The following is a 13,095-nucleotide window of genomic DNA, read 5'->3' on the forward strand; positions in this document are numbered from 1 at the left end:
ATCGAGCCGCCCCCGGCTCGATAGTGCCCGAGGGGTCCGACAATCCCCCCGGAGGCGATGCCAGGGCCGGGGGCCGCAAGCAGGCGAAGGCTTTTCACACCGCCACCGGCCGGGACGGCACTTCCCTGCGCCGGGCGGCGATGCGGCCCGCAGGATCTCCTGCGGGCCGCTTTTCGCTGCTTCGGGTCAGAGGCCCTTTGCTCCCTGGGCGATGGCCTCGGCGACCGAGGAGGTCGGGCGGCCGATGAGGCGCGAGAGGTCGCCGGTCTGCGTCGAGAGCAGGCCGCGCGAGATGGCGTCGTCCACGCCGACGAGGATCGGGACGAGGACGCCCGGCAGGCCGGCGCCTTCGAGGATGCCGCGGTGGACCTCGGGCGTGACGCGGTTGAGCGGGAAGTCGCGGCCGACGGCGCGGGCGACCTCGGCGGTGAACTCCTCGTAGGTCCACACCTGGTCGCCGCTGAGCTCGTACTCGGCGTTGTCGTGGCCCTCGCCGGTGAGCACCGCGACCGCGGCGGCGGCGAAGTCGGCGCGCGAGGCGGTCGCCAGACCGGAGCCCTCGGCGGTGCTGGTGAGCAGGCCGCCGTTCGCGAGGTTCTGGCCGATGGCCTCGGTGAAGTTCTCGTGGTACCAGCCGTTGCGCAGCAGCACGTACGGAATCCCGGAGTCGATGAGGTACCGCTCGGTGATCTGGTGCTCGCGGGCGAGCTCGAAGTCGGCGGCCGGGCCGCCGAGGATGCTCGTGTACGCCAGGAGCGCCACGCCCGCGGCCTTCGCGGCGTCGATGACGGCCTTGTGCTGCGGCACGCGCTGCCCCACCTCGCTGCCGGAGATGAGGAGGACCTTCTCGCCCTCGTGGAACGCGTCCGCCAGGGAGGCCGGGTCGCTGTAGTCCCCCGTGCGGACCTCGACGCCCAGCTCGCCGAAGCGGGCGGCCTTGGCCGGGTCGCGGACGACGACGGCGATCTGCTCGACGGGGACCTGGTTGATCAGGCCCTCGACCACGAGGGTCCCGAGTTTGCCGGTGGCTCCGGTCACGACGATCATCTGCTGCTCCTTCAGTGTCGGTTGCGACGATCATTTCACTTTCCAAATGAAAGTACAATCAAAATGAAAGTACTATCGCGGAGGTAACATCGACGCATGGCCACCCGTCCCGTCCCGCACGTCCTCGCCGAGTTCCAGAACCTCAGCGGTCGCCCCGACCTCACCGAGTTCCAGGTCCTCGCCGAGGACTGCCCGTCGCGGCCGGTGCTCGACCACGTGACGGGGCGCTGGGGCACGCTCATTGTGCTGTCGCTCCACGACGGCCCGCGGCGGTTCAGCGAGATCCGCCGCGCCGTCGCCGGCATCAACGACAAGGCCCTCTCGCAGGGCCTTCGCCACCTCGAACGCGACGGCCTGGTGCTGCGCCACGCCTCCGACGGCTTCCCCTCCCGCGTCGAGTACCGCCTCACCGAGGTCGGCGCCGGCATGGAGGCGCGACTGCGCGAGATGGTCACGTACCTGTACGCCAACATGCCCGAGGTCCTCGACGCGCAGGCCGGGTACGACGCCGAGCACCCCGCGCCCGAGGCCGCCGCGGAAGGCCCAGTGTCCTAACGGTTCGCCCGAACTGCGCGAAACCGCAGGTGGGACCGGACCGGCCACCTAGACTCGGGCCATGGCTAGCGCGCGGGCCACGTTCCTGGGAGGACTGCGTCCGGCCACGGCTATCCCGCTGTGGGTCCGGCTGCTGCCGCTCGTCGCCCTCTTCGGCGCCTCGTTCTTCCTGCTCTTCCAGCCCGACCCGCTCCACGCGGGCATCGCCATGGCCGTCGTCCCCGTGCTCGCCGCGTTCGTGCTCGGACCCGTGTGGACCGGCGCGATCGCGGCCATGGCGCTCATCGTCGTGGCCGCCCCGATCCCGGTCTCGCGGCGCTTCGCGGTGGACGACATCATCGTCGTCGCCATCGTCTTCGCCACGGCCATCGGCATCTCCTGGATCCGCCAGCGCTTCGAGAAGGGCCTGGTCACGGTCCTGTCGGTCTCCGAGGCCGCGCAGCGCGCGGTCCTGCCGGACCTGCCCGAGCGGGTCGGGGACCTCGCGTGCGCGGGGCTGTACCACTCGGCGCAGCAGGGCGCGAGCATCGGCGGGGACCTGTTCGACGTGCGGCCGAGCCCGTACGGGACGCGGCTGATCCTCGGCGACGTGCAGGGGCACGGGCTCGACGTGGTGGGCGCGGCGTCGATGCTGCTGTCGGTGTTCCACGAGGCGATCCTCGACGAGGAGGACCTCGGCGGGGTGGCGTGGCGGCTGGAGCGGCGCATCCTGGAGGACGGGGCGCACGGGTACATCCCGGAGCTGTTCGCGTCGGTGCTGCTCGCGGAGTTCTCGGACGAGTGCGACGAGGTGCGGCTGCTGTCGTGCGGGCACCCGCCGCCGCTGCTGCTGCGGGGGGAGCGGGTGGAGGAGGTCGACCTGAAGACCGCGCCGGTGCTGGGGCTGCGGCTGGCCGAGCCGGTGCGGCACCGGGGTCCGGCGGCGGTGCCGTTCGAGATCGACGCGACGCTGCTGGCGTTCTCGGACGGGCTGGTGGAGGCGCGGGACGCGGAGGGGCGGTACTACCCGCTGGCGGAGCACCTCGACGGCCTGGTGACGCCGTCGCCGCGGGCGCTCGTGGAGTTCGTGTGGGACGACGCGCTGCGGTTCGCGGCGCGGATGGACGACGACGTGTCGATCCTGGCGGTGACGCGGGTGTACGGGAGCGGTCCCGCGGCCGAGTTATTCAATCGGTTATACGAAGGGTGTTTACAACCGTTCGGTTCTGTGTGAATATCCAAATGACTCGATAGGCACCCCCGAAGGAGACGACGATGTCATCCCCCCGTCCCCCGCGTGCGCAGCGCTTGCGCCGCAACGGCTTCAGACGCGGCATCGCCGCCGTCGGCGCCGCCGGGCTCGCGGCGGCCGTCGCCGCGCCGAGCCTCCCCGTGCTCACCGCCAGCGCCGAGGAGGCCGCCGCCGACGCGGTGACCGTCGTCCTCGACCCGTCATACCAGCAGCCCGAGTTCGAGGGCTGGGGCACCAGCCTCGTGTGGTTCGCGAACGCCACCGGCGGCTACCCCGACGAGATCCGGGACGAGCTGGCGGACATGGTCTTCGGCGACGAGGGCCTGAACCTGAACATCGCCAGGTACAACATCGGCGGCGGCAACGCCCCGAACATCGACAACGAGTACCTGCGCGGCGGGGCCTCCGCCGTCCCCGGCTGGTGGGCCGCCCCCGAGGGCACCACGCAGGCCGACAAGGACTGGTGGGACCCCGAGAACCCCGAGCACTGGAACTGGGACGCCGACGCGGATCAGCGGTGGTGGATCGACGCCGTCAAGGACGACGTGACCCACTGGGAGGCGTTCTCGAACTCGCCGCCGTACTTCCAGACCGTCTCCGGGTACGTCTCGGGCGGGTTCGACGCCAACCAGGACCAGATCCGGGCCGACACCGTGGACGAGTTCGCGGTGTACCTGACCGAGGTCATGGAGCGCGTCGAGGCCGAGCACGGCATCGAGTTCGACACCGTGGACCCGCTGAACGAGCCGAACACGAACTACTGGGGCACCCAGCTCGGCCCGGACGGCGTGCAGCCCACCGGCGGGCGGCAGGAGGGCGCGCACGCCGGGCCCGAGTCGCAGCAGCTGGTCATCAACGCGCTCGCCGAGCAGCTGTCGGAGTCCGAGCTCGACGCGGTGGTGTCGGCGATGGACGAGACGAACCCGGGCACGTTCGTGCGCAACTGGAACGCGTACACCGAGGAGTCCCGGGCGAACGTCGAGCAGCTGAACGTCCACACGTACGGCACCGGCCAGCGCACCAGCGCCCGCGACCTCGCGAAGGCCGCGGACAAGCCGCTGTGGATGAGCGAGGTCGAGGGGTCGTGGACCTCCGGCCAGGACTACACGTCGATGGAGAACGGCATCGGGATCGCCTCGCGGATCACCGACGACCTGCGGGAGCTGGAGCCCACGGCGTGGGTGCTGTGGCAGCCGGTCGAGGACGTGGCCGCGGGCCACAGCTGGGGCTCGATCCAGCTGCCGTTCGACTGCACCGACGAGGACACGCTGGAGACGTGCCCGATCAAGGTGAACACGAAGTTCTACACGATCCAGAACTTCACGCACTACATCGAGCCGGGCGACCACGTGATCGCCACCGACAACGCGGCGACGACGGCCGCGGTCGAGGCCGACGGCAAGGGCGCGAACGTGGTGTACACGAACAGCACCGATGCGGCCGTGGAGGTCACGCTCGACCTGTCCGGGTTCGAGCGGGTCGCGCGGGGCGCCTCGGTGACCCCGGTGGTCACGAGCGCGGACGGCGCGCTGGTCGAGGGCGACGCGGTGCGGGTGCGCGGCGACGAGGCGACGCTGACCGTGCCGGCGAAGTCGGTGACGACGTTCGTGGTCGAGGGCGTCTCGGGCGTCGACTGCGACGCGCCGCTGTTCCAGGACGGGCACGTGTACCGCTTCGACGGCGTGCAGAGCGGCAAGTCGATCGCGCCGAGCGCGGACGGCACCGGCATCGTCATCGAGACCGACGACGCGTCGGACGGCGGGCAGCTGTGGGAGGTCGAGCGGCTCACCGACGGGTACACGAACACGGAGGAGTACACGATCGTCAACGCGGCCAACGGCTCCCGTCTGGCGATCAGTGACGGGCTCGCGGTCCTGGAGCCCGGCGGCGGGGAGCCGTCCGAGGCGGCGACGTGGTACCTGTCGACCACCGGCGACGGCACGTACGTGCCGGTGAACGTGGGCACGGGCCTGGTCCTGGACGTGTGGGGCGAGGCCACCGCGGACGGGTCGCCGGTGCAGACGTACACGCCGACGTCGGCCGCCAACCAGCGCTGGGGCGTCGTGGACGAGACCGTGCTGCGGGCGCAGCAGGTCAGCGCGTACACGGTGCCCGGGTTCGTGCCGGTCCTGCCGGACACGGTGCCGGGCGTGTACCGCGACGGCGTGCGCGGGGCGCTGCCGGTCGAGTGGGACATGCCGCGCGAGTCCACCTGGAACCGCGTGAAGACGGTGACGGTGTTCGGCGAGGCGGTCGACGCGCTCGGGAACACGTTCCGCGCCAAGGCGAAGGTCAGCGTCGACACGTTCTCGGAGACCGCCCCGGCCGCGGCGAAGACCTACCCGGGGTACACGCCGCCGCTGCCGGAGACCGTGACCGCGCTGGGCGACCACGGGACCGAGGCCGAGGTGCCCGTGACGTGGGAGGCGCCCGCCGAGGGCGCGTTCGACGACTACGGGACCGTGCGGATCGAGGGCACCGCGGTGCTCGTGGACGGGACGGAGCTGCCCGCGGTCGTGGACGTGGAGGTCACCGACCCGGTCGAGGCCAACGCGGCGCTCGCGGACGGGACGGTCGTCTCGGCGACCTACACCGAGCCGGGCTATTCGACCGCGGGGCTGCGCAACGGGGTCCTGACGGACAAGGCGTGGTCGAACTGGAAGTCCGGGCCGTTCAACACCGAGGACGCGATCACCGTGGAGCTGCCGGAGGCGCGGGACGTGACCCGGGTCGTCTCCCACTTCTGGAGCGACGGCGGCCGTCCGTCCTATGCAGACACGCTGACGGTGCAGTACCTCGACGCGGACGGGAACTGGGTCGACGCGGGGTTCGTGGACGTGCCGACCGACGAGGTGCCGGTGATCGACGTGGAGGTGAACGCGAAGACGTCCGCCGTGCGGGTGGTCATGACCGCCGGTTCCGGCGGGACCGCGGGGTGGATCATCCTGAGCGAGATCGAGGTCTACGCGAAGGCCCCGGCCGCTTAGCGGGCGGGTGGAACACGGGCGGGGCCCTCACCGCAGGTCGGCGGTGGGGCCCCGTCCCGTTCCGGGCCGGACTGTCGGACCCCCGGTCTAGGCTTGCGCGGTCGCAAGAGGACGACCGAAGGGGGACGACATGACCGAGGACCCGACCGGCACTCCGGCCGAGGATCTGACCGGCGGCCCGATCGCGATCGCTGCGCCGGTGCCGATCCTGCGGATCTTCTCAGTGGAGAAGGCCCGCGAGTTCTACCTCGGCTACCTGGGGTTCCAGGTGGCGTGGGAGCACCGCTTCGAGCCGGAGCTGCCGCTGTACATGCAGGTCGAGCGGGGCGCCGCGGTGCTGCACCTGAGCGAGCACCACGGCGACGGGACCCCGGGGACGGCCTGCTTCGTGCCGATCCGCGGCATCGAGGCGTTCCACGCGGAACTCGCCGCGAAGGACTACCCGTACGCGCGGCCCGGGATCGAGGACGCCCCCTGGGGATCGCGCACCCTGACCGTGGGCGACCCGTTCGGCAACACCCTCAGGTTCGACGAGGCGAAATGACCGCCGGGCCCCGCGGACCGCCGGGCGGCCCGCTTCCCGTTCGCGCCGCGGACCGGCCGGGCGGTGCCGGTGTTGGTATCGACGTCGGCGTCGGCGTCTTAGGCGCCCACGGCGTCCGAGAGCGCGGTCAAGGAGTCGAGCTCGTCCTGCGAGAGGTCGAGTTCCGCCGAGGCGAGGAGCGGAGCGAGCTGGTCGAGTTCGCGGGCGCCCGCGATCGGCCCGGCGATGCCGGGGCGGCTGCGGACCCAGGCGAGCGCGACGGTGCCGACGGCGACCCCGTGGTCCTGCGCGATCGTCGCGAGCCCGTCGATGACCGCGAGCCCCGTCGGGTTCAGGTACTTCGCGGCCGAGCCGCCGCGCACGCTCTGCTCCAGGTCGGCCTCGGTGCGGTACTTGCCGGTGAGGAAGCCGCTCGCCAGCGCGTGGTACGGGAAGACGCTCAGGTCCTCGGCGACCGCGATGTCGCGCAGGCCCAGCTCGAACGTGGCCCGGCTGACCAGGCTGTACTTGGGCTGCAAGGCGACCGGGCGGGCGGCGCCGGTGCGCTCGGCGATGTCGAGCCACTCGCGCAGGCGCTCGGGGCTGTAGTTGGAGACGGCCACGTGCCTGACCTTGCCGTCGGTGACGAGCGCGTCGAACGCGGCGACGGTCTCCTCCAGCGGGGTGTCCGCGTCGTCGAAGTGCGCGTAGTACACGTCGATGGCCTCGGACTGGAGGCGCCGGAGCGACGCCTCCGCGGCGGCCTTGACGTTCGCGGCCGAGAGGCCCTTGAACTCGGGGTGCTGCGAGACCTTCGTGGCGACCATGAGCCGCCCCGGGTGCTTCGCGACCCAGGAGCCGATGACGGTCTCGGACTTCCCGCCCCCGTTGCCGGGGACCCATGCGGAGTAGGAGTCCGCGGTGTCCACGAGCGTGCCGCCCGCGTCCGCGAACGCGTCGAGGATGCGGTGCGCCTCGGACTCGTCGGTGGTCCATCCGAACGTGTTGGTGCCCAGTACGAGCGGGTGGACGTCGATGCCGGTCCTGCCGAGCTTGCTCATTGCGTGGCCTTCCGTGGTGGGCTCCCGGGGAGGCGCGGCGGCGCCCTCTCGGCCCGGCGCGGGCCGGGTGATTTCCGAAGCGATCCTTTCACACACCGCGCGGACACCGCTCCGGTATCCGGACGGCCGTTCGAGCCCGGCCCGCCGGCCCGGCCGCGCCGCGCGCTCAGGAGTCCTGGAGCAGCAGGTGGATCCGCGTCTCCGTGCCCTGCTCGCTCGTGTAGGTGCGCAGGAGGTCCACGACGCTGTTGACCAGCAGCAGCCCCCGACCGAACGGCTGCGTCGCGTCGACCGGGCGGCGCCCGGCCAGCGGGTCGGTGATGTGGCCCGCGTCGGTGACGGCGCACACCAGGGCCCGGTCGTCGGTCCAGATGCGCAACCCGGCGCGGCCGCCGCCGTGGACGATGCTGTTGATGAGCAGCTCGGTGACGGCGATCTCCAGGTCGATGAGCTGGATGCCGGTGAGGCCGGCCCGCCGCCCGAAGGCGACGACGAACCACCGCGCGTGGTCGACCGTGTCCGTCTCGACGGGCCGCTCCACCGCGAACCTCGGCGGCGGCTTGAGCGGCGTGTTGTAGTCGCCGACGATGCGGCCGGGGTCGTAGTCGGCGCTGGCGTGGGCCCCTTCCCCGTCGGTGTAGACCGGATGCGAGGCGCGCAGGTCGGCCAGCTCCCGGGAGCCGATGCCGCCGACGTCGCGGGGGCACAGCATGGCGACGTCGTGCCCGGCGAACGCGAAGTTGATGAGCGCCTCGTGCTGCGCGCAGGCGGGGTACTCGTCGTCGGTGCGGCCCGGCCAGGTGGACTCGCCGACGACCCAGGAGCGCCGCCCGAAGTGGACGTCGGTGAACGCGCGCAGCACCCCGGGGATGATGCGGCCCGGATTCACCCCGACCTCGGTCATGTTCAGGAGCCGGACACGGTCGACCGAGTCGCCGAGGGCCTTCCGGAGGAGGCCGAAGTGCGCTTGGGGGACCGCGATCACGACAGGATCGCCGAACGCGAGCGCCGTCTCCACGAACGGGACGGTGCCCGACAGGAACTCGTCGTCGTCCGAGTACAGGAGCGCGGTGTGGCTGAAGGGCCCGTCGGCCGCGGGACCGGCTTCAGCTTTCAACGCGGATCTCCTTCGATCGCAACAAGCTTGAGCGGATACCCACCAGGAATCGACGTGAAGCCTTGAGAACGAGTCTAAACGGGTGACGGCCCGATTTCAATGCGAGCGCCCGCCAGGGGCGGTCCGACGGGAAGAGGGGGGCTACGCCCCGTGACAGGCCGGTTCGGCACGGCTAGGCTGAAGAGCACAGTGGAGGATTTCGGGTACCCGCGTGGACCAGTGCTTGCGATGCCGGTCAAGGGCGGGGAACGGTCGTTCGAGGACTCCAGCGGATATCGATGGGTGGCGGACTTGGTGTCCGCCTTGGGAATGGACCTCTCCGCAGCGGGTCGCCCACAGCTCACCGGCATTTGCCTGGTCGCAGACAAGACCCGCTCGACGAACGACCGGCCGCGTGCCGGTGACTCCCGACCGCTCGAAGGCGGTGCCTCATCATGGCTCCACGGCAACCCGACCACGACCCCATGCTCGGCCGCGACGGCGACCCGATCCGGGCGGCGCTGTTCGCCCGGCTCTCCGCGCTCGCGGACGGCGACCCCGAACGCGGCCCGATCCGCGACCGGCTCATCACCGGCCACCTGCCGCTGGCCGCGCACATCGCGAAGTGCTACGCGGGCAGGGACTCCGAAGCGGAGCTGCTCCGCTCGGCCTGCACCGGCCTCATCGAGGCCGTCGACCGGTTCGACCCGGCCGAGGACGACTTCCTCACCTTCGCCATCCTCTCCATGACCGACGCGGTGCGATGCCACCGCCGCGAGGCGACCCGGCCGCAGGACGCCCCGTCCCGCGCCGACCGGGGCGACGCCCGGCCGGCACCCGTCTCCCGCGCGATGGAGGCGACACTGGCCGAACTCGACCGGCGCCTGCTCGCCGCCCCCGTCTCCGGCTCCCTGCGCACCAGCCACGCCGGCCCCCGCGCCCGCACCGACCAACCCTGAGAAGGTGTGTGGGAAGCCCGACGCCGCCAGGGTTTCCCGCACACCGCCCCCGCCGCCCGCCCGGATTCACCGGACGGGACCTAGCCCGGCCATGGCGGCCGCGAGCGGCGCGACCGCGGTGCCGCCGATCCGCCTGAGGTTCCGTTCGCGTTGCGGCGGAAGGGGAGGGATCATCGCCGCGGTCAGTCGGTGACCCAGTCCATGTGCTCGATCCAGCGGTCGAGCAGCGCCCGGTCCCCTGCGATCTCCAGCGACGGGGTCGACTTGAGCGGCCGGCGCCGGCTGATGACGAGGAGGAGGTCCGAGGCCGGGCCGCTCACCGTGAGGTCGGCCCCGCCGTGCGTGCGCTCCAGCGCCACCCGGTCCCGCTCGCGGCGGGCCAGCCACTCGCCGTCCGCGTCGTTCGCGTGGAAGTGCAGGGTCTGGCCGTCGCCGCGCATGCCGTCGGCGAAGTCCGGCCGGTTCTCCCAGTAGCCCTCGGACGTCAGGGTGTCCAGCCAGTCCTCGACGGCCTCGACCGCGTAGTCGGGCCGCAGCCGGTAGTCGGTGCCGAGCGCCGCGGCACCGTCCGCGCCGTGGACGCAGATCTCGCCGAAGAGGCGGCGCGACCAGAACGGCACGCCCGCGGCGGCGCCGGAGGGGTCCCACACGGGCGTGTCGCCGGTGACGGACGTGAAGGCCCGCTGCGCCTCGGCCGCGCCCTCGTCGAGCCAGTCGCGCCACAGCGCGGAGTCGGACGGGGCCGGCACGTAGCGGGCGAACGCGTCGCTCGGCTCGGACATCCGGTCGTTGACGAGCATCGTGACCATGCGCTGCACCGAGCCGACGTGGTCGACCAGGTCGAACAGGTTCCATTTCGGACAGGTCGGCACGGGCGCCGCCGCGTCCTTCCCGTCGACCAGGCCGGCGAACTCGCGGGTCTGCTCGACCACGCCGTCCAGGTATGCGGACGTCTTCATGACTGCACCTCCAAGTGCTCGCGGACCCCGCCATTGCACCTGCTCCGGACCGCCGCGGAAAGGCGCCGTTGGAATCCGCTGGAACGCCGTCGGCGGCGGGTGGGCGGCCGAGCTCACGTCGAGGGTAGACCGGGTGCGGGACCCTCGCCGGCGGCTTGCGGGAGCGCGGCGAGGCGGTCCCGCACGCTTGCGGCCTCGGGGTGGTCGAGGTCGTCGTAGATCCGGAGCGCCCGCGTCCAGGCGTCCCGGGCGGCCCCGTGGCGGCCCGCGGCCTCGTGGGCCTCGCCGAGGTGAACGAGGACGGTGGCCTGGGGCCGCAGGTTGGCGTGCTCGCGGTGGACGGCGAGGGCCCGGCGCAGGTAGTCCACGGCCGTCTCGTAGTTTCCGAGCCGGTGGTGGAGGTAGCCGAGGCTGTCGAGGGGGCCGGCGCTGCCGGACCGGTTGCCGCACTGGAGGTGCAGGGCGAGCGCCCGTTCGCAGTCGGGGATCGCCTCCTCGTAGCGGCCGAGGAGGACGAGGGTCCAGCCGATGCCGCTGAGCGCGCGGGCCTCGCCGTCGAGGCTGCCCGCGGCGCGGTAGTGCTCCAGGGCGTGCCGGAGCATGTCGAGGGTCGCCTCGGGGAGCCGCCGGCTCTCGCAGACGTGGCTGAGCATGATGTAGGTGTGCGCGAGCCCGGTGCGGTCGCCGAGGCGTTCGAAGACGGCGAGGGCCTGCTCCAGGTGGCGCTGCGCGGTGTCGTGCTGTTCGAGTTGCAGGTGGGCGTAGGCGAGGGTGCGCAGTGCGATGGCGGTGGCCGCGTCGTCGCCGAGCCTGCGGGCGGCCGCGAGGCCGCTGCGCCACACCGCGGCCATCTCGGTCCAGGCGCCGCCGTGGTCGAGGAGGTTCGACAGGCTCCACGCCAGGGCCCAGGCGCGGGCGTCGTGCCCGTCGGCGTCGGCGCGCGCGCACACGTGGTGGAGCACCCGCTGCTCGGCGCCGAACCAGGCCAGCGCCTCCTGGGAGGTGCCGGGCCGCTCGGGCGCGGTCCCCTCGGCCGCGGGCGCGAGGTCGACGGGGTCGCGGGCGGGCGCGAGCGCCCGGTCGGCGGCGAACGCGCTGTGGAGGTAGTGGTCGAGGAGCCGCGCGACCGCCTCGGCGCGGACTCCGTCGGCGTCGGCGCGGCGGGCGGTCAGGGCGGCGTGGTCGCGGACCAGGTCGTGGAAGGACCACCGCCCGTCGTGCTCGGACACCAGGTTCGCCTCGGCGAGCTCGGTCAGGAGCGCCGCCGTCGTGTCGCGGTCCCGGGCGGTGAGGGACGCGGCCGCCGCGGTCGTCCAGTCGGGGCCGGGGTGGAGCCCGAGGAGCCGGTAGGTCCGGCGGGTCCCGGCGGACAGGTGCCGGTAGGAGGCGTCGAGCACGGCCGTGACGGCGAAAGCGGGGTCGGTGGGGCCCACGGCGAGCGCGTCCATGCGCCGGTCGGCGAGCGTCCCGGTGTACTCCCGGAGCGGGACGCGCTCGGGCCGGGCGCGGGTGAGGTAGTTGGCCGCGGCGATCTGGAGCGCGAGCGGGAGGTGGCCGCAGGCGTCGGCGAGGGCGTCGATGTCCGCGTCGGCGGCCGACTTGACGACGAGGGCCCCGAGGAGCTTGCGCAGCAGGGAGGCCGACTCGCGGGCGGTGAGGACGTCGAGCGGCACGTGGGCGACGGGGCCGCCGGTGACGTCGAGGCCCTGGAGCCGGCTGCGGCTGGTGACGAGGGTGAGGCATCCGGGTCCGGCGGGCAGGAGCGGGCGCACCTGCGGCTCGGCGTGGGCGTTGTCGAGCACGAGCAGGAGGCGGCGCCCGGCGACGGTCTCCTGGTAGCGGGCGGCGAGCGCGTCGGTGTCGGCGGGGAGCGACGCGGCGTCGGCGCCGAACTGCTGGAGGAGCTTGCGCAGGGCGGTGTCGACGCCGAGCGGCGGGGTCGCGGCGTACCCGTTCAGGTCGAGGTAGAGGCACCCGTCGGTGAAGGTCGCGCGGGCCTCGCGCGTGCGCGCCCAGTGGACGGCGAGCGCGGTCTTCCCGGTGCCGCCCATGCCGGTGAGGGCGGAGACGACGGTGTCGCCGCGGGCGTGCCGGGCGAGGAGCCGGTCGAGGCGCCGCCGCTCGTCGGTGCGGCCGGTGAAGGTGCGGTTCCCGGCGGGCAGGGCGCGAGCGGGCCAGTCGGCGCCCGGGTCGGCGGCGGGGCGCAGGGAGGTCCCGGTGAGGCGGCGCCGGACCTCGTCGAGGCGGACCCGCTGGCGCAGGTCGAGGTCGAGGGCGGGGTGGCTGAGGAACAGGTCGAAGCGGTCGGGTTCGTCGCCGACCGGCGGCGGGGGCACGTGGTCGCCCTTGAGCCAGTTGTAGACCGTGGAGGTGCTGACGGACTCGGTGGCGTCCGCGAGGTCGCGGACGGTGCGCCCGGTGTCGGCGATGCGGGCGCGCAGCCAGGCGCCGAGTTTCGCGGGGGTGTCGAGGTGCGCGAACTCGGCGGCGTCGGGGTCGCCGCCGGCCTGCTCGATCCAGCGGCGCACGGCCTCCTCGGCGACGCCGAGGAGGCGCGCGGCGTCGGCGGCGGTGTCGCCGGTGCGGGCCATGTGCTCGGTCAGGAGCGCGGCCAGCCGCTCGGTGAGCGGGGGCGGGGGCGCTGGTGAAGCCATGGGTGCCTCCGTGGTGAAGCCGC

At 72.9% G+C, this 13,095-nt stretch carries 10 protein-coding genes; 5 read left to right on the forward strand and 5 right to left on the reverse strand.

Annotation, left to right across the window (positions count from 1 at the left end):
- Positions 1-186: 186 nt before the first annotated feature.
- The gene (locus tag AB0A65_RS06600) at positions 187-1,047 is read right to left on the reverse strand and encodes an SDR family oxidoreductase (protein ID WP_359947344.1); all 861 of its coding nucleotides are present in this window, start codon (positions 1,045-1,047) and stop codon (positions 187-189) included.
- Between the two features lie 96 nt (positions 1,048-1,143).
- Between AB0A65_RS06600 and AB0A65_RS06605 the strand changes: the two genes are divergently transcribed.
- The 4 genes from AB0A65_RS06605 (at position 1,144) to AB0A65_RS06620 (ending at position 6,364) form a co-directional block, all read left to right on the forward strand.
- Positions 1,144-1,602: a helix-turn-helix domain-containing protein gene (locus AB0A65_RS06605; protein WP_359947347.1), complete on the forward strand. Its 459-nt coding sequence runs from the start codon at positions 1,144-1,146 to the stop codon at positions 1,600-1,602.
- Positions 1,603-1,663: 61 nt separating this feature from the next.
- Entirely contained in the window at positions 1,664-2,815 is a 1,152-nt protein-coding gene (locus AB0A65_RS06610) for a PP2C family protein-serine/threonine phosphatase (protein ID WP_359947350.1), read from the forward strand.
- Positions 2,816-2,856: 41 nt separating this feature from the next.
- Entirely contained in the window at positions 2,857-5,820 is a 2,964-nt protein-coding gene (locus tag AB0A65_RS06615) for a glycoside hydrolase (RefSeq protein WP_359947353.1), read from the forward strand.
- A gap of 130 nt (positions 5,821-5,950) precedes the next feature.
- Entirely contained in the window at positions 5,951-6,364 is a 414-nt protein-coding gene (locus AB0A65_RS06620) for a glyoxalase superfamily protein (RefSeq protein ID WP_359947356.1), read from the forward strand.
- A 98-nt stretch (positions 6,365-6,462) separates the two neighbouring features.
- Here AB0A65_RS06620 and AB0A65_RS06625 read toward each other — a convergent pair whose 3' ends face one another.
- Together AB0A65_RS06625 and AB0A65_RS06630 are read right to left on the reverse strand one after the other, a co-directional pair.
- On the reverse strand, positions 6,463-7,404 hold the full coding sequence (locus tag AB0A65_RS06625) for an aldo/keto reductase (protein WP_359947359.1): 942 nt from the start codon (positions 7,402-7,404) through the stop codon (positions 6,463-6,465).
- Between the two features lie 166 nt (positions 7,405-7,570).
- The gene (locus AB0A65_RS06630; RefSeq protein ID WP_359947362.1) at positions 7,571-8,521 is read right to left on the reverse strand and encodes a sensor histidine kinase; all 951 of its coding nucleotides are present in this window, start codon (positions 8,519-8,521) and stop codon (positions 7,571-7,573) included.
- A gap of 434 nt (positions 8,522-8,955) precedes the next feature.
- On the opposite strand from AB0A65_RS06630, the gene AB0A65_RS06635 reads away from it, so the two are divergent.
- A complete protein-coding gene (locus tag AB0A65_RS06635) occupies positions 8,956-9,459 on the forward strand; it encodes a sigma factor (RefSeq protein WP_359947365.1) in 504 nt (167 codons plus the stop codon).
- Between the two features lie 182 nt (positions 9,460-9,641).
- On the opposite strand, the gene AB0A65_RS06640 is transcribed toward AB0A65_RS06635, so the two are convergent.
- The gene (locus AB0A65_RS06640; protein WP_359947368.1) at positions 9,642-10,418 is read right to left on the reverse strand and encodes a maleylpyruvate isomerase family mycothiol-dependent enzyme; all 777 of its coding nucleotides are present in this window, start codon (positions 10,416-10,418) and stop codon (positions 9,642-9,644) included.
- A gap of 113 nt (positions 10,419-10,531) precedes the next feature.
- Positions 10,532-13,072, reverse strand: coding sequence for a tetratricopeptide repeat protein (locus AB0A65_RS06645; RefSeq protein ID WP_359947371.1), 2,541 nt, complete (start codon positions 13,070-13,072; stop codon positions 10,532-10,534).
- Between the last annotated feature and the right edge of the window lie 23 nt (positions 13,073-13,095).

Origin of the sequence: Glycomyces sp. NPDC047010 (assembly GCF_040644205.1) — a bacterium.
Lineage (GTDB): Bacteria > Actinomycetota > Actinomycetes > Mycobacteriales > Micromonosporaceae > Glycomyces.